13 protein-coding genes and 1 pseudogene are annotated in these 17,603 nt (G+C 53.2%); 11 read left to right on the plus strand and 3 right to left on the minus strand.

The window, feature by feature from the left end:
- Positions 1 to 45: 45 nt before the first annotated feature.
- Entirely contained in the window at positions 46 to 399 is a 354-nt protein-coding gene (locus tag ACZIYR_RS07465; protein WP_483528749.1) for a DUF1428 domain-containing protein, read from the plus strand.
- 155 nt (positions 400 to 554) lie between these two features.
- Here ACZIYR_RS07465 and ACZIYR_RS07470 read toward each other — a convergent pair whose 3' ends face one another.
- Positions 555 to 893 carry a hypothetical protein gene (locus tag ACZIYR_RS07470; protein WP_473033146.1) on the minus strand — a complete coding sequence of 113 codons (339 nt, stop codon included), beginning with the start codon at positions 891 to 893 and terminating at the stop codon, positions 555 to 557.
- Between the two features lie 239 nt (positions 894 to 1,132).
- Here ACZIYR_RS07470 and ACZIYR_RS07475 point away from each other — a divergent pair, with 239 nt between their 5' ends.
- The 3 genes from ACZIYR_RS07475 to ACZIYR_RS07485 are packed head-to-tail and all read left to right on the plus strand — an operon-like array spanning position 1,133 to position 4,596.
- Positions 1,133 to 1,903, plus strand: a complete 771-nt coding sequence (locus ACZIYR_RS07475) for a metallophosphoesterase (RefSeq protein ID WP_483528750.1) — start codon at positions 1,133 to 1,135, stop codon at positions 1,901 to 1,903.
- Positions 1,900 to 2,202 carry a DUF1294 domain-containing protein gene (locus tag ACZIYR_RS07480; RefSeq protein WP_483528751.1) on the plus strand — a complete coding sequence of 101 codons (303 nt, stop codon included), beginning with the start codon at positions 1,900 to 1,902 and terminating at the stop codon, positions 2,200 to 2,202. The genes ACZIYR_RS07475 and ACZIYR_RS07480 overlap by 4 nt, the downstream gene beginning before the upstream one ends.
- A 3-nt stretch (positions 2,203 to 2,205) precedes the next feature.
- Entirely contained in the window at positions 2,206 to 4,596 is a 2,391-nt protein-coding gene (locus tag ACZIYR_RS07485; RefSeq protein ID WP_483528752.1) for a DNA polymerase II, read from the plus strand.
- A gap of 89 nt (positions 4,597 to 4,685) precedes the next feature.
- Here the strand turns inward: ACZIYR_RS07485 and ACZIYR_RS07490 are convergent.
- A pseudogene (locus tag ACZIYR_RS07490) lies at positions 4,686 to 5,147 on the minus strand (BCCT family transporter); the annotation flags it as partial.
- Positions 5,148 to 6,334: 1,187 nt separating this feature from the next.
- Here ACZIYR_RS07490 and ACZIYR_RS07495 point away from each other — a divergent pair.
- The 5 genes from ACZIYR_RS07495 (at position 6,335) to ACZIYR_RS07515 (ending at position 11,013) form a co-directional block, all read left to right on the plus strand.
- Entirely contained in the window at positions 6,335 to 6,994 is a 660-nt protein-coding gene (locus ACZIYR_RS07495) for a hypothetical protein (RefSeq protein WP_473034169.1), read from the plus strand.
- A 112-nt stretch (positions 6,995 to 7,106) separates the two neighbouring features.
- Complete coding sequence (locus tag ACZIYR_RS07500; protein ID WP_483528753.1) at positions 7,107 to 7,514, plus strand: hypothetical protein; 408 nt, start codon at positions 7,107 to 7,109, stop codon at positions 7,512 to 7,514.
- Between the two features lie 550 nt (positions 7,515 to 8,064).
- Entirely contained in the window at positions 8,065 to 8,823 is a 759-nt protein-coding gene (locus tag ACZIYR_RS07505; protein ID WP_483528754.1) for a hypothetical protein, read from the plus strand.
- Positions 8,824 to 8,938: 115 nt separating this feature from the next.
- Positions 8,939 to 10,033, plus strand: a complete 1,095-nt coding sequence (locus tag ACZIYR_RS07510) for a nucleoid-associated protein (protein ID WP_483528755.1) — start codon at positions 8,939 to 8,941, stop codon at positions 10,031 to 10,033.
- Positions 10,030 to 11,013, plus strand: coding sequence for a GTP pyrophosphokinase (locus tag ACZIYR_RS07515; RefSeq protein ID WP_483528756.1), 984 nt, complete (start codon positions 10,030 to 10,032; stop codon positions 11,011 to 11,013). The genes ACZIYR_RS07510 and ACZIYR_RS07515 overlap by 4 nt, the downstream gene beginning before the upstream one ends.
- A 429-nt stretch (positions 11,014 to 11,442) precedes the next feature.
- On the opposite strand, the gene ACZIYR_RS07520 is transcribed toward ACZIYR_RS07515, so the two are convergent.
- Entirely contained in the window at positions 11,443 to 13,122 is a 1,680-nt protein-coding gene (locus tag ACZIYR_RS07520) for an IS1634 family transposase (protein WP_483528757.1), read from the minus strand.
- A gap of 385 nt (positions 13,123 to 13,507) precedes the next feature.
- Between ACZIYR_RS07520 and ACZIYR_RS07525 the strand changes: the two genes are divergently transcribed.
- Both ACZIYR_RS07525 and ACZIYR_RS07530 read left to right on the plus strand, forming a co-directional pair.
- Positions 13,508 to 14,356, plus strand: a complete 849-nt coding sequence (locus ACZIYR_RS07525; protein WP_483528758.1) for a hypothetical protein — start codon at positions 13,508 to 13,510, stop codon at positions 14,354 to 14,356.
- Entirely contained in the window at positions 14,356 to 17,565 is a 3,210-nt protein-coding gene (locus ACZIYR_RS07530) for a DEAD/DEAH box helicase (protein WP_483528759.1), read from the plus strand. Before ACZIYR_RS07525 ends, ACZIYR_RS07530 begins: the two co-directional genes overlap by 1 nt.
- Positions 17,566 to 17,603: the final 38 nt, after the last annotated feature.

Raw genomic sequence — 17,603 nt, forward strand, 5'->3', positions numbered from 1 at the left:
TGCGCCCGGTGCGAGAACTACCGCCGAAAGACGAGGAGTAACCCCATGACGTATATCGATGGTTTCGTCGCCGCGGTGCCCACCGCCAACCGTGAACGCTACATCCAGCATGCCCGTGACGCCGCAATGGTGTTCAAGGAGCATGGCGTCCTGAAGGTGGTGGAGTGCTGGGGCGACGACGTGCCCGAGGGCAAGCTCACCTCCTTCCCCATGGCGGTTCAGCGCCAGCCGGAGGAAACCGTGATCTTCTCCTGGATTCACTGGCCCTCCCGGCAGGTTCGCGACGAGGCGATGCCCAGGATCATGGAGGACCCGCGCCTGCAGCCCGACGTGAACCCCATGCCCTTCGATGGCAAGCGGCTGATCTACGGCGGTTTCGAGATCGTCGTCGAGGAGTGAGATACCCCCTTCCTGTGGTTCAACGGCCAGGGAAAGGGTCCGTGAGCCAGAGGTGCCGGTTGATAGCGGCGTCGGGCTCGGGGGTGACAAGGTGAGCAACGGGAAGGGCCCGCGATCACTCGCGGGCCCTGTGGTAAGCGTCAGGCAGGGAAGGCCTAGGCCACGCCGGAGGCTTCCCGGAAGTGCTCCCACGCATGGTGATACAGAATGCCGGCATAACCGTTGCGCTGCATCACCTTGAGAATCTTGGCCGGGTCGCCGTCATCCAGCGCCTTGTGGAGTTTCACCCGCTGCTCTTCGTCGAGGGCCTCGTACCAGTGGTACGGCTCGCCCCTGGCTTCGGCCTCTTTTGCCTTGCGCATCAGATCGATCTCGATTCGCCCACCCTGTCGATACAGGATATCGAAGCTCTCCTGCAGGCGGGTCGATGGCACATCGCACGGCTTTTCGAGGCTTTCCAGCACGTTGTAGTAGTAATAGCTCAGCGGTTGCATTTGGCTCCTCCAGGGGTATGCCGTGGCTCATCCGAACTTGCTCGGTTTCCACTCTCCATGTTGCCTTAGGCAGGGCGGCAAACTCAATTGACATGGCGCAACTCGGCAGGGGTGGCCCGAAGCGCGGCAGCCCTGCTGAGCGAACCACCCGGGGCGGCAGGTGCTCCCCCGGCGTATCGAAGCGCCGCATGGTACCTTGGAAGCGGCTCACCAAGGAGCTGGCTAACTGGGAGTCTTCCATGCGCCTGAGAGTCCTGTCGGACCTGCACCTGGAGCACTACGAAGCGAGCCGCGAGCTGCCCGAGGTGGCGGCTGACGCGGTGATTCTGGCGGGCGACATCCATGCCGGCACCCTGGGGCTGGCGTGGGCGGCTGAGCGGTTCGCCGGCACGCCGGTGCTCTATGTGCCCGGCAACCACGAGTTCTACGGTACCTGCATGCCCGCCCTGCGCCGTGACCTGGCCGAGGAGGCGGCTCGGCTGGGCATCCATCTGCTGGACAATCGCTCCCTGACCCTGGGCGGAGTGCGTTTCCACGGCACCACGCTGTGGACCGACTTCGCGCTCTACGCCGGTGAGCCCGATCACGACCCGGCGCTCACCGAGGCCAGGGCGCTGGTCATGATGCCGGATTTCCGTATCATCGAGCAGCCGGAAGGGGAGGTGTTCAGCCCGGCCGAGAGCCGGCGCCTGCATGCCGAGGCGCTGGCCTGGCTGGAGACGGAGCTGGCGGCGCCGTTTCGCGGCCCCCGGGTGGTGATCAGCCACCATGCGCCCCTGGGCGGATGCATTCCGCCGCGCTACCGCGGCGATGCGCTGTCGCCGGCCTTCGCCTCCCATCTGCCGCAACTGATGGGGCGCATGGATCTCTGGGTCCACGGCCATGTGCATGAGCCGGTGGACCTCGAGGCGGGCGGCACCCGCGTGGTCGCCAACCCCGGCGGCTATCCCGATGAGTTCGACCCGCCGCTGTTCGCGCCTGACCTGATCCTGGAGATCCCGACCCCATGACGCTGTTGATCGCGCTCTATCTGTCGGCGAGCCTGGTGGCGGTGTTTCTCTACGGCATCGACAAGGCCGCGGCGCGGCGTGACCGCCGGCGCATTCGCGAGTCGACCCTGAATCTGGTGGCCCTGGCGGGGGGCTGGCCGGGGGCGCTGCTGGCCCGGCGCACCTTCCGCCACAAGACTCGCAAGCAGCCCTTCGGCGCCATTCTCTGGGGCTGCGTGCTGCTCAATGTCGCCCTGGTCGCGTGGCTGGCTACGGCGGAAGCCGCCGCGGGCCTGCGCCGCCTGGCTGGGCTCGGGTAGGCCGTGTCGACTCGCTGCGGTTTTATCCTTACCCGCCACTGGGAGGACACCCCCCAGGGCACCGAAATCAGCCTCTGGCTTGCCACCGACGAGGGGCCGCTTCGGGTACGCCTGCCGGTGCAGCCCGCGGTGGCCTTCCTGCCCGCCGAGCAGCGAGGGGCGGCCGAGGCGCTGCTGGACGGCGAGCCGGGCGTGACGCTGCGCGAACTCGAGCTGCGCGACTTCCAGCACCGCCCGGTGCTCGGCCTCTACTGCGGACAGTACCGCCAGCTTCAGCGGCTCGAGCGGCGCCTGGGCGAGGCCGGCCTCACGCTCTACGAGGCCGATATCCGCCCCCCGGAGCGCTACCTGATGGAGCGCTTTATCACCGCGCCCGTGGCGGTGACCGGAACGCCGGACGGGGAGGGCGGCCTGGTGGCGGCGCGCCTGCGCCCGGCGCCGGATTACCGCCCCCGGCTGCGCACGGTGTCGCTGGATATCGAGACCAGCGCCCGGGGCGAGCTCTACTCCATCGCCCTGGAAGGGTGCGGGCAGCGCCGGGTCTATATGCTGGGGCCGCCCCATCCTGACAGCAGCGAATGCGAGGCAGCTGAGCTCGATTTCACCCTCGACTACTGCGAAAGCCGGGCCGAGCTGCTCCGGGGGCTCAACGCCTGGTTCGCCGAGCATGACCCCGACGCCATCATCGGCTGGAACCTGGTGCAGTTCGACCTGCGGGTGCTGCGCGAGCACGCCGAGCGGCTGGGCATTCCCCTGCGCCTGGGGCGTGGAGACACCGAGCTTGGGTGGCGCGCCCACGGCCACCAGCCCAACCACTTCTTCGCCTCGGCGCCCGGGCGGCTGATCATCGACGGCATCGAGGCGCTGCGCTCGGCCACCTGGCAGTTTCCCTCCTTCAGCCTGGAGAGCGTGGCCCAGACGCTGCTCGGCGAGGGCAAGGCGATCGACAACCCCTACCAGCGTCTGGATGACATCCAGCGCATGTTCGCCGAGGACAAGCCGGCGCTGGCCCGCTACAACCTGCGGGACTGCGAGCTGGTCACCCGGATCTTCGCCAAGACAGAGCTGCTGGCGTTCCTGCTCGAACGGGCCACGGTGACCGGCCTGCCCGCCGACCGCAGCGGCGGCTCCGTGGCCGCCTTCACCCATCGCTACCTGCCGCGGCTGCATCGCTTGGGCCTGGTGGCGCCGAGCCTCGGCCAGGGGGAAGACGCCGAGAGCCCCGGCGGCTTCGTCATGGACTCCCGGCCCGGCCTCTACGACTCGGTGCTCGTGCTGGACTTCAAGAGCCTCTACCCCTCGATCATCCGCAGCTTCCTGATCGACCCGGCGGGGCTGTTGGAGGGGCTCGCCGATCCCTCGGACGCCGCCTCGGTGCCGGGTTTTCGCGGCGCACGCTTCTCACGCACCCGCCACGCCCTGCCGGCCATCGTCGAGGGGGTGTGGGCGGGGCGTGAGGCGGCCAAGCGCGCCGGCAATGCGCCGCTCGCCCAGGCGCTGAAGATCATCATGAACAGCTTCTACGGGGTGCTGGGCTCCAAGGGGTGCCGCTTCTTCGATGCCCGGCTCGCCTCCTCGATCACCATGCGCGGCCACGCCATCATGGCCCGCACCCGGGCGCTGATCGAAGCGGAAGGGTATACCGTTATCTATGGCGATACCGACTCCACCTTCGTCTGGCTGGGGCGCCCCTGCGAGGAGGAGGAGGCGACGGCGATCGGCCGGAGGCTGGTGGCCCGGGTCAACGCCTGGTGGCGCGATCACCTGGCCGAGGAGTATGGCCTCGCGAGCGCCCTGGAGCTGCAGTTCGAGACCCACTACCGGCGCTTTCTGATGCCCACCATCCGCGGCGCCGAGGCGGGCAGCAAGAAGCGCTACGCGGGGCTGGTGCGGGGCGCCGATGGCTGCGATGAGCTGGTGTTCAAGGGGCTCGAGACGGTGCGCACCGACTGGACGGAGCTCGCCAAGGCGTTCCAGCAGGAACTCTACCGGCGGGTTTTCACCGGCGAGCCCTGGCGGGACTATGTGCGCGACTACGTGCAGGCCTTCCTGGCGCGCGCCCGGTCGGGGGCGTTCGACGAGCGGCTGGTCTATCGCAAGCGGCTGCGCCGGCGCCTGGACGACTACCGTCGCAACGTGCCGCCCCATGTGCGGGCGGCCAGGCTCGCCGATGCCGAGAACGACCGCCTGGGCCGGCCGCGCCAGTATCAGCACGGCGGCTGGATCCGCTACGTGATGACCCTGGCCGGCCCCGAGCCCCTGGAGGCCCATCACTCGCCCATCGACACCGACCACTACCTGACCCGCCAGCTCAAGCCGGTGGCCGACGCCATCCTGCCCTTCGTGGGCGACGACTTCGACACCCTGATCGACCGTCAGCTGGGGCTGTTCTGAGCGGGTGGCTGCCCGGGCGGATCCGGCGAATTCCCGCCCTGGCCGCGCCCGGCGCCCGTCCATTGGCTTGGATGCGACCGCTTAGCCGCTTAGCCGCTTTGCCTGGCCGGCTCGGCGACGACCGGCAGAATGCCCTGCTCCCGCGCCAGGGCGTAGGCGGCGCGGGGGCCGGCCCACAGCGTCGGCAGCAGCACCAGCGAGACGGGAATCGCGGTGATCACGATGAACTGCTGCAGCGCCCCGATCTGCCCCGCGCCCATATAGAGCAGGATGCCCGCCATCAGCGCCATGGCGATGCCCCAGAAGGCGCGTACCAGCGGGCTCGGGGCGTCGTGGCCGGCGCACACCACGGCGATGGCGTAGCTCATCGAGTCGCCGGTGGTGGCCACGAAGATGCTGGTCAGCAGCAGGATGGCCAGCGCCATCAGGGTGCCGCCCGGCAGCGCCTGGGCCACGGTGAGGGTCGCCACGTCGAACTGGAAGTTGTTGAGCGCATCACTGAGGTCGATTGCGCCGGTGAGCTGGTAGTGAATGCCGGAGCCGCCCAGCAACCATCGACTTAAGTCTAAAGTCGGTCGTTTCAAACGCTCCTGTTAGGGGATCTGGCATGCCCTGCGACCCTGTTAGCCATTGCTATTCTTTGCCAGGTCGACAAAGGTTACATAGGCTTGAATGCTCAGGCCGCGCGAGACGGCCAGCCCACAGGCAGCGGCACAAGGCACAGCGCTGCCCGGTAACACCCAGGAACTACCGCAGGAAGGTGGCGGGACGCCATCGCACTATGCCGGGTAGTGGCGGTAGCGTGCCTGGCTTCTCTCTTCCCCTGAAGTCGATCTCCCGTACACGCAAGCGGCAGATTTCCATGAGCCGAAGCCCCGAGGCGTTTATCAATGCTGGCATCCAATGCACCGGACCTGACAGCTTGTTCAACACGCGCATCACCTCCGGGTGGGATAGCGCCACCGGCAGCCGGCGAGAGCGCTTGGCGTGTGAGAACTCACCGGAGGGCGTGGTGTGGTGGAAGACCCGCATTCCGGGCCTGGTCATACGGCAGCTTTCCTTTTTCATGAATTTATGTACAGTATTATTGGTTCCGGCAAAACGCGCGCGTGCGCGAATTCTGCATAGGCGGCCGAGCTATACTTAATATCATGCAAAATCAATGCGTTGGGAGAGAAGAGGCGCGTCAGATAAAATCGTTGAACGCGCAGGATGTTCATTCAATATCAGGACGCGCCGTCCAATCACTGTTAGACGTCAGTTATCACCATTCACGGAGAAAGAGGATGAGTAGTTATACTGGGTTATATGTACAACGCTTAAGTAATGGAGAAATAATTAGCGTTCAAGTTGTAGATCCGTTTGGGAACTCTCTACCACTAGAACCGGAAATCTACATTGAGCGTCAGATAAGACCCACAATTGAGCAACTTCCTGATATGGAGAACTACAAAGTCGTGACCGCAGAACCACAAATATCACCGATAATTCTTGCGCTTGCTAATTGGGTCAAAGGCCAAACTGTATCTGACGAAGCTCTATACAGAATGCAACAATCTGGCTTCATCTGTCCAGATGACAATGGCGATTTGCGGCTAACTCCGAGCGGAGAACAAACTCTACGGGAGAATAGGCTTGTCTAACAACGCCATTAAATTCGCTCCCTGCGGTCGCCGGACGCTCGTTCCTCGCGCCGTTTATGGCGGGCGTTATGCGATAGAGCGAGAGGCTTCGAGTAATGGAGAATAGCTTGCTAGGTTTTGTCTTAGGTGCACTCATCAGTGGTGGCGTTCTAGGTGCGCTAATAGGTGTTTTCCTTGGGCACCGCCTAGCGGTAAGTCTGTTTAGAGAGCGATCCAAAGCCCTTGAAAATGCGTTCTATAATGAGTTTTCTATACTTAAGGACGATCTTATAAGCTGGTTTCCTGCCTTGCTAGAAGAATACAGAAGCCCCTTGAAACAGAGCTATTCAGGTCCCGCCCCTCTAGATTTAAAGTTAATTGAAAACCTCATAGTAGAGCTTGCCGGAACAGATAGAATGATTGGCCCACACCAAAGAATGCTTGTGTCTCGGATGGAGCGATCGATTGAAGGCATTAAACAAAAAGATAAGACGCGAGATATTTATATAAAGCGATGGCTTGAGAATGAAGAAGAGTTAAATGGCTCAGAGAGGCATGATATTTCCAGCAATATAAGTTTTATCACAGCTCAGTTGCTAATCGATGTATCCCAAGGAATCTATTTCTTGGATAAGGTGTTATCTGAAAGAAACAAATTTACAATTAGTGATGATTCATCTATCTCAGATTTCATGAAACACGCATGCTCTGCTACCAATTTAAATTTTAACCGTGAAGAAAGTGTTGCTATTGTCAACAGATTGGGGCTTGGTTAATGTTCGCGACAGCGCATAACAATCGCAGGCATGGCGACAGCTTTTTCGTTGCGGCTTCGCCTTCACTACAAAGCTGCGCATGCTGCGGGCGTTATATGAGGGGGAAATAGTGATGGAGAACAGATTTTCGGTCTCCCTGCATGATGTTGATCGATGGAAGCCAACCGATGAAGATAGGCAGGCAGAAGTTGTCAAGCAACTGATACACGAGTGCGAATCTCATGGTGAGAGAAAGCCAAACCTTATGACATCGGGGTTTCGTGCTAATAACTCTTCCGCTCAGATCGCCAGTGACTTGATCTCGGGATTTTCTATACCTGCGGTCATCACTTCTGCCGGATTTCTCCTAAAACATCTCGCCCCACTGATTATCGAATACCTCAAGACTCGCCCTCAGAAAGAGGTCACAGTTGACTACAAAGGGCACCGAGTGACTGTCCGAGGTGGTGGTGACGTGGCTAAAGAGCTACAGGATTTGATAGAAAAAATAGATGAGGTTGAGTCCGGTGACGACCTGTAAATCATATAACCAGGCCGTGCACCGGATGCCAAAACCTGCGCTTTGCTTCGGTTTTGTCACCGGTGACGGCAGGCGTTAGACGTCAGTTATCACCATTCACGGAGAAAGAGGATGAGTAGTTATACTGGGTTATATGTACAACGCTTAAGTAATGGAGAAATAATTAGCGTTCAAGTTGTAGATCCGTTTGGGAACTCTCTACCACTAGAACCGGAAATCTACATTGAGCGTCAGATAAGACCCACAATTGAGCAACTTCCTGATATGGAGAACTACAAAGTCGTGACCGCAGAACCACAAATATCACCGATAATTCTTGCGCTTGCTAATTGGGTCAAAGGCCAAACTGTATCTGACGAAGCTCTATACAGAATGCAACAATCTGGCTTCATCTGTCCAGATGACAATGGCGATTTGCGGCTAACTCCGAGCGGAGAACAAACTCTACGGGAGAATAGGCTTGTCTAACAACGCCATTAAATTCGCTCCCTGCGGTCGCCGGACGCTCGTTCCTCGCGCCGTTTATGGCGGGCGTTAGGCCTGAATAATCATGCTCTCCAGAAAAACAATTATTACGCTCGTTGATGCTCTCCATTTTCAAACTCACGACCAGGTTGAGCGTTTTTGTGTTGAATTTGAAATTGAGGATATAGTTGCCAATTTGCCTTACATAAGCAAAAAAGAAACAGCAATATCTAAATACATTATCGCTAATGAAGAGGCAAAAGGCCCGATGGGCTCAATTCTCGTGGTAGAGGTAATTGAGTACTTATTAAAAAACAGAAATCGGTATGGCGAGCGCTTCTCAGAATTTGAGCATCATTTGAACAAGGATGGGTATTTGCTCACCGAAAATTCGGTCAGAGCCTCACTTCCAACTCAAATTCCGCTCGTAGAAAACGAAGATAGATTGGTTGAAATATTAAAAAAACGAGGATTCGATACAGCCCTTGGCCATTATGAACAAGCGGTGGCTGCTCATGGCAGAGGTGAGTGGGCAGCGGCAAATGCGCAGCTTCGATCATTCGTCGAGGAATTTTTTAATAAAATTCACGCATTAATCAGCGCAGGTGGTGCTACACAAACTCAAGCTAAAAAAACAGAACTTGCGAATATCGGCTTCTTTAGCAAGGAATACAATGAGTTTTTGCACAATGGCACTGGTTTTGTCGAAGCTTTCTGGAAGCGTTTACATCCTGAAGGCTCTCATCCAGGATTATCCGAATCTGCCGATTCAACATTTAGGTTACACTTGGTTCTGCTTGTACTCCATTACTTCGCAGAAAGACTGGACAATGGATTGGCCTAACAATCGCATAAACTCGGACCGCAAAAAGCTACGCTACGCTCCGCTTTTTGCGTCTGGTTATGCGTAGCGTTAGGCTGAAAAATAAAATCGATGACTACTACCATCAGAGGTGGCAATGCAATTAGTTAATATGACTATTGAGAGGATCATAATTCATCAAGTTTACAGAAGAGATCAAGATGGAAACAAAGTAGAGCCTCTGCAAAGCCACGAGTATACAAGATTCGATAGCAGCGCCATGGAGGAGTTTAAGTCGAGAATAAGAGATGCCCTTGGTGAAGGGTCAAAGGCTGTCCAGATGCAAATCTTGGATCAGGGAGTAGGAGATCTACCACACATTGTAGAAAGCATTACATCTGAGGATGACGCGAACTTTGCAGTTTCGTCTTATGACATTGCTAAAAAGCTAACTGATGCCCAGCAACGAAGATCCATCCCTGGCGGGATATTAGTTGTTTTCACTGGGAAGCAAGGGCATCTGCAAAAACGGTTCTTGGGTATCATCAAAGCAGAAATTCATAGCGGCTATGAAAAACATGAAGATCCCAGCACTCAGGAAATATCTCTAAAATTTGTTCAGGAGCTTTTGCTCACGCCAGGGACAAGACTATATAAGACTGCTGCGTTTTTTGAAAAAGATGGTCCTGATAGCGACAGCCAAGATCTAAATGATAAGTGGGCTGTTATGATATCTGACTATCAAATAAGCCAAGCGGATGGAAAGGCGGCAGCCCAATACTTTTACTCTGATTTTTTAGGTTGTGGTTATCCAGAAACTAGTGCCAGAACCACAAAGAAATTCTATGAAGCTGCAAGCTCTTTTATTGATCAGTTAGACGTTCCCTCTGAAAAGAAGAGTGATCTTTATAATGCGCTTACCACTTATATGAAAGTTGATACATCTTCGACAATAACACCTTCCGAATTTGCGTCAAGCTACTTCGATGTTGACACCCAAGATTCATTTAACGCATATATGGAAGAGGTTGGCCTCCCTAGCACTTCATTTACTAAAGATAATTCTCATATAGAATCGAAGCTTAAATTTAGGAAGGTTAACTTCAGTAAGAATGTCAAGATAACTGCCCCCTCAGATGTGTTTAAGAATTATGTTGAGATTGAATCAATCGATGGTGAGCCAGACGAATCGGGAACGCCTCAGATCTGGACTAAAGTCATCGTCAAAGACAGGATAACTCAGCAAGAATGAATGAATCCGACTTTAGGAAGACATGGGATGCAGAAAAGCCTATTTATAGGGCTTGGGGTAAATATGTTGTCGATACAATACTCCATTGTATTGAAGAAGACGGAATAAAGACTAACGAGTTCTTTAAGATCCCACCTGCCTTCAGACTTAAGGATGATGGCTCTTTAATTGATAAGGCTTTCTATCGTACCGGGAAAAATTACACGGACCCCTACAATCAGATTGAGGATAAGGTTGGTTCACGCTTTGTCGTGTTGCTATTAGAGGATATAGATAGAATAAGTAAAATAATTGAGAATTCTGGCATGTGGGAATTTGATAGGTGCAAACATTATGACGAAGATCGAAAAAACGATCCTTTGCTGTTCACCTATCAGTCGGTTCATTATATTGTTCGTCCAAAGTCCGATATTGAATTTGAGGGGGTAACGATTCCTTGCTCTACTCCTTGCGAAGTGCAAATTAGGACTCTCTTACAGCATGCCCACGCTGAGTTGACCCATGACGCTATCTATAAATCTAAAAGAACAGTACAGCCTGCCGTGCACAGAACTGTGGCTAAAAGCATGGCTCTTATTGAGACAACCGACGACTTTTTTGTAGATGTCACAAAACAGTTAAATTTTGGGCCGTTAGAAGAGTACTCTATTTCAGAAGGATTAGATGGAATCTACTGTAGCATTACAGGCTATAAGCCCCATAACCAGAAGTCTTCGATAGTGATATGGGATGCATTTGAGCAGTTTTTGGATCAGAATCTAATTGAGAATATTAGAGATTTAATTGAAAAGAATCCTCACATTCCTGAAGCTATCAAGTCACGCTATATGACGGGAAATCTTTATCAACAGAGCGTAGTGCTTTTTGTATACTGGCTATTAAAAAAGAAAAGAAAGCGTTTGTTGAGTGACTGGCCTTTGCCAAAAGAAACGTTAGAGCCGCTCGCGAATGATATGGGTGTCAGCACCTGGGATGAGTAGGGATTCGCCTAGTTGCCGCCATGGCCTAACAAATTGCTGCACGCGGAAAAATTACTCGCTGCGCTCCTGATTTTCCGGTGAGCAAAGCGTTATGTTTCGGTGCCAACTCTGCGTGGCTTATCAGGAATATGAGGAAAATGTAAATGCAGGTGATAAGTGTTTTCGGAACCACCGGGACGGGAAAATCCATATTCGCTGACTACTTGGAGGCAAAAGCAAAGCTCGGTGGTCTCAGTGTCGCGGTGTCTGATCACGAATTGTTTTCTTCAGACAAGAATTACGAAAAATTTCTAGAAAAGGTTAAGGAGAATCACAGAGTGAAAAACGTAGACCTATCCATACTCGTTATTAATGATGCGGCGCCCCCGAGTTCGACAGTTAGAAGCGTAAGCTGCTGATTAGCCTGGAAACACGCTTCCAAAATTGGCACTACAAGCGGGATGCGGCAGGTGCCGGCAGGCCAATCGCTTCGAAGAGGTCGCGTTGTTCAGGCTTCAGCTTGGTCAGGCCGCTCGCCGTCTCACGACGGTGAAGCAGGACCTGGTGGAACTGGATCTTGCGGGCCATTTCCAGTGCCCGCGTCGGCGACAGCGGATGATTGCTGGCCTTCAGCCGCAGCCTCAGCACCCGGTAAAGCACCAGGGCAAGGAAACAGATCAAGGCATGGACGCGGATGCGATCCGGCAACCGGTGGTAGACCGGCGCGATCTCGATGTCGCTCTTCAGCACCCGGAAACCGCGCTCGATATCGGCCAGTGCCCGGTAGCGCTCCACGATCTGCTCGGGCTCATGGTCGGCCATGTTGGTGACCAGCAGCAGCTTGCCATCCAGCATCCGGGCGCGATCGAGGGCTCGCTGATCGAGCACATAGTTGAACGTCTCGGCGGTCAGATCGACTTTGAGAATGTGGCCGAGATGGGCGTCAGTGACGGCCTTGTAGAATCTTGCCGTCACCCCGGCATCGGAGAGCTTTCTACCACGATAGCGGCGACCGGCATCCTGGTTGTCCAGCTTCTCGAACCACTGGCGAGCGTCGGCCTGGAGCGCCTCGATCTTCTGATCGCGCGCAGCCGTCTGCACCTTGGCCACTTCGGGCCGGTGCGCCACGATCAACCGATGATCCTGCCATGCTATCTCGCCGTAGGCTTCGCTATCGGCATCCTGGCAGTGCGTTTGATGGAACGCCTTCAACAGGTCATCGAATTCGCCGTAACGGCGACCCGGCACCGCCAGGATGAATTCGAGGGGGCGCCCCTCGATCCTCACGGCGGACAGGGCTTCCAGGTTGTCGAGGGAGAGCAGCCCCCGGTCCGCCACCAGCACGACGCGCCGCACGTTGAAGCGCTTGGTTACGGTCTCGATGGTTGGCAGCAGCGTCTTGGTTTCCGCCGTATTGCCATCGAAGACTTCATGGTGGATGGGCAGGCCTTCCGCCGTCTGCACGACGCCCAGCATGAACTGTCGGGCGATCCCGCCCTCCTTCGAAGGGCCGTAATGACGGACGTCACTGTCGAGCGAGGTCTTGCCCTCTGCCCGGATCGTGGTGAGGTCATAGAAGACGATCGACAGCTCTTGATCGATTAGCGGCTTGAGCTGTTGTGCCAGCACGTCATTGAGGGCTTCGCTGCAATCCGAGAGGGTGTCCATGGTGCGCAGCAGGTGCTGATGACGGATCGAGCCCGTGTCGACATCAGGCACCAAGACATCCTCCAACCAGCGGAGTACGCCGAGCTTGGATTCCGGGTCACAGAGGCGGTTGAACACCATGATCCGCAGCAGCCGCTCGGCATCGAACTGGCGCTTGCTGCGCAAGACACGCCGGAAGGCGTCATCCAGGCCAAGCTCTTTCCAGAGTGACGTCAGCAGCCAGGTATCGCCAACCGAACGCGCCGGCGCGAAGTCAGTCTCGCCGGTGCCTTCTTCGAGCGTCGGCTGGCCGGAGACGCGCAGCAGGCCATTGATCAGCGCGCTGGATTCCCCGGCGGTGACGGCCTCCAGGCGTCCCAGCGTGGCGATCACGCGTTGGCGCGGCTTGCCGGCCTCGTCACGGTAGGACTCGACAAGCTTCACGTAGCGGCGCGGACCGGATTTGGTGACTTTGACGAACATGTCACCACGATAGTCCGGGCAAGCCACGGATGGCAAGCCACCATGAGAAAAACGTGTCACTACAAGGAATTCGGATAGAATTTGCTAAGCCACTGATTTTTCAGCGCGTGGACACCGATTTCAGGCCAAAATCGGGCTGAAAGTGTCGAACTCGGGGGCGCCAAGCATGAGAGTTGATTTTGGGGGGCGCGTCTCATATGGCTTATCTTGCATACTTTTCCCAGTGTAAAATAAAACATAACAAGTTTAGCCAGGCGACGCAAAAACCCGCACGCCTGCTAAAAGCGTTATACGCTGGGGCTGGTAAGTCTGTTTTCGAACCAAAGCGGCCGTTTGACTCGTCCTGATATCGAGTAATTTTTTAGATAAACAAGGCTTATTTTTAATGACTCCAGATCAAAACTGGGCTGCACTTGAGATCACTGGCTTTCCAATTGATGATGATTGTGTCGGGTCAAAATGGAAAGTTGAGAATGAAGATCAATTGGCTCGTCTTATAGCAATAGTTGTTATGGGGCAGGCTGCGCAGGCAGCTCATATTATTGATGAATTGTTACCAGCAGCACCTGCATTTACTAATGAGGCACTCAAAAAGGAAGCTGTAATAAAGTTCACTGTTCAGGAAGTGGCTCAAACTCCACGAATGGGCTATCCCAGAATTCAGCGGGATGGCTTGATATTTGAAATTATTTCTTGGATAGCTGCCAAACAGGTGTCCGGTGGAAAATGTTTTCTTAAAGACCCGCACACTAGTTCTACATCTCAAGGCTTAGACGGGATCATGATAGAGCTTAATGAAGATGGCAGTGAAATACTCAAATCCACCATCTTTGAAGATAAGTGCACGGACAACCCACGAAATATATTTACGCAGAAAGTAATACCTGGGTTCTTAGATCGGCACGGAAACACAAGAAATGCAGAACTTATTGCTGCCGCTGCAACCCTTATCCAGTTAAGTGGAGTTAGTAATGTGCAGGCCATGTCTATGGTTCGCAAGGTAATTGATAACTCAAGCAGGCAATATCGAGCAGGTTTTGCGTTAACTCAGGATTTCGATACGGAGGAAGCCCAAAAGGCGCTGTTTAAAGGGTATGACAAAATAAAGGATATAAACCAGGAACAACGCATTGGTGCAAGCCTCATTGTAGATGGTAAGTTAAGGGATTGGTTTGATGCGTTGGCAACAAAAATCATTGCTTACATAGAGCAGTTAGATGTGGAGCAGGATTAATGTTTGATCCAGAAACAGCTTCACTCCTTCGATCTGCTCCCGAGTTTCCTGACTTAGCCCCTAAAGACTTACCGCAACTCTTAACCGGTCACTATGCGCAGATTGTCTCTATGAGGCTTGGTGGAGAAGAACAATTAAGCCAGGAAGGTGGTTGGACATTAGATCGTATTGCGGACACCTATGAGCTAGTAGTGTCTATCAATAGCGACCCATCTATTAGGCGATCCTCTGCATTTGTTGCTGCGAGTGCTCAGCAATTGATAGCAAGGAAAGAGGAATTACTAGAAGAAGAGATTGCCGAGAGGGAAAATGTCAGCAGGGATCGTTTAGCACCTGAAATTGCGGCTGTCCTTCTATTTCTTGCGGCTGAACAATATGCAGATGCCCTTGAAGCCGCATCCAAGGTAAAAATCGAAAAGGAGGGGCAGCATTACCTTGTTACTGAATTAGTCAGACATATAGTAGATTTGGCTAAAGGTCGGCTAACAGATATTGTTAATAGGGGTAATGAAAGAGTCGGCTTTGTTGTAGAGCAGGATAGTAATGTCGAATTTTCTGCTTTTATCGCATTGGTGCAGTCTCTAGTCTTCGGCATAGAAGCTCTATCAAAAATAGTCTTAGGAATTGGTTTGGACGATGCCCAAATCCAATCTCCCAAAACGATTTTTAAGCATGTCAAATCACTAGCAGCTTCAATCAAGAGAGATGCTCTGGAATGTGGAGTAGAATTCACGTTTCCTGGCATTACTCACCTAGCATCATTACTCACTGCAACATATGACGGGATATCTGAATCTGCGCTCACTAAGCTAGAACCCCCACAGGGCTCTGGGCCTGAATTCTGGCATAATTGGATAGCGTTTCGAGCAAAAAAATTCCCTTATATTTGGCCTAATCACAGAAAGGCTCTCGCAGATGGTTTCCACCACATTGGTACGTCCGCTGTAATGGTTTTGCCAACAGGAGCTGGAAAAACAACTATTTCCTCAATAAAAATCGCTAGCACTTTATCACAGGGGAAAAAGGTAATTTTTCTTGCCCCAACTCATGCGCTTGTTGAGCAGCTTACCGTCGATCTGCAAGAGATGTTCCCTCAAGACATTCTAGGTTCGACAGTATCAAGTGACTTTGACTTGCTTTTCCAGATTGGTGCAGTTCTCCCTGAAATTGAGGTAATGACACCTGAGAGATGCTTAGCAATGCTCTCTTTTTCTCCAGAATCCTTTGATGATGTTGGCTTATTAGTATTTGATGAATGTCATTTGCTCAGCCCGCAATCAGGAAAGATACGTAGATCGCTAGATAGTATGCTTTGCTTGCTTGCATTCAATAGAATTGCCCCAGAAGCGGATACACTTTTTCTCTCTGCAATGGTGAAAAACGGAGAAGAATTTGCAAAATGGATTAATCAATTAACGGGTAGAGGTTGTATTAGCATTGATTTGCTATGGAAGCCGAGCAGGCAGGCTCGCGGAGTCGTAATTTACGCAGAAAATGACGTTCAATCCATAAAAGTAAACGCAAAAAATGTGCAAGCGCGTCTTGATAAGCAGGCGGGGAGCCGTGCCGCAAATTTAAGAGCTGCTTCATCCAGGGAGTTGGTCATAAATCCTTATGCCATTTGGGGCTTACAGCACAATTGGCTGGATTTGAAAAACAATAATGCGATCTGTACTTTCACAAAGCTAATACAGGATAATGTTTTACTTAGCGGAAAGCTTTATCAAAATAAATTATCCATCACCCCTAATGTAAACAGTGTTGCTTCAACATTGGCCGTGACAAGCGCCAGTAGTCGACTCAAAACTATTGTGTTTGTTAACCAAAAGTCTCATGCCATATCTACTGCCAAAAGTATTTCTATTGCGCTTGGTGAAAACATTGTTCCAACGGAAGATGAAAATCACAGATGGGATGCGTTAGAGTTAGAGCTTGGAGGGCTTGAGCATTCATTGCTAACCAAGGGAAGCGCCGCAGTCCCCCATAACGCATCTATGCTACGCATTGAAAGAGAGCTGTCTGAACGTATGTATAAACGTGCAGATGGTGCAATGGTTATTGTTGCTACCCCAACGTTAGCTCAAGGCCTTAATCTCCCTGCGCAAATGGCGATTTTGGCAGGAGATAAACGTGCTGAAAATGATGGTCGCCAACTTTTGGAGGCGCATGAATTATTGAATGCTGCGGCACGCGCAGGTAGAGCTGGGCATCTTGCAAATGGAATTGTATTGCTAGTACCCGAGCCGATTCTCATGTTTCCTGAAAATGGAAGCTTGAACAGAGATGTCGTAAATAAGTTGCAGTCATTAATCCCAGAAGATGACAGATGTGTAGAAATTTCAGACCCAATATCTAGGGTTTTAGATGAAATTTCCAATGGCAATACTCTAGACCGTGACGTGATGTACTTAGTTAATCGACTCTCAACCCTGAGTGATTCTGAAAACAATGAAAGCTCATTGTTCAACCTTAAATCCTCTTTTGCTGCATTCCGATCTGGGACGAATAATGAAGAGCAGAGATTTGATGCCCAATTAGTTGAGTTGGAAAATCTTGTGAAGCTTAAAGACAGCGATGAAATTGATCAGTCTCTATCAATTCTAGCGTCACAAAGTGGGTTGCCACCACTTGTACTTTCACGTTTAAGGACCGCGATCATACAAAATGTTGGGTCTTTGCCAACGTCAATTAATGAATGGGTTATTTGGCTATTAAATTGGTTTAAGACTGACCCAGAAGCTAAAGAATTGTTACTTTTTGATGTGAAAAAGTCAGTACTCGGGGCGACTGGAAGAAATAAAAACGGTGATCTCTCAGGTGATGTTCTGGATGCCTTATCTCCGGGGATATTTTCGTGGTTAGCTGGTTCACCACTAAGGGATGTGGAGATTGCTTTGGGGGGGGAACCAGATTCAGGTAATCCATCTGCAAAAGCGTGCCCACGAGCTAGGGAATTGGTAGGCACTATTCTACCAAGGGGCCTTTCTTTTGTTATGGGTCTGGTGACACGGGTTGTAACTGAAATTAATCCGTACGACAGCCAGGAGAGTCTATCTTCCGAAGTAGTTGAAGCACTGAGTACAGCTATCCGCTTGGGTTATGATAGTCCTGAAAAACTAGCTTTCTCAATCGCAAATTCTGCTATTTTATGCCGGGTTGCAGTTCACCAAGCTTATTCTCAAAAAATGCTTGAACAGGATATCCAATGAAGTCGAATTTGAGATTTTAAATGTCTGCTATTGGCCGG

This window comes from Billgrantia sp. NRB1, from assembly GCF_056921725.1.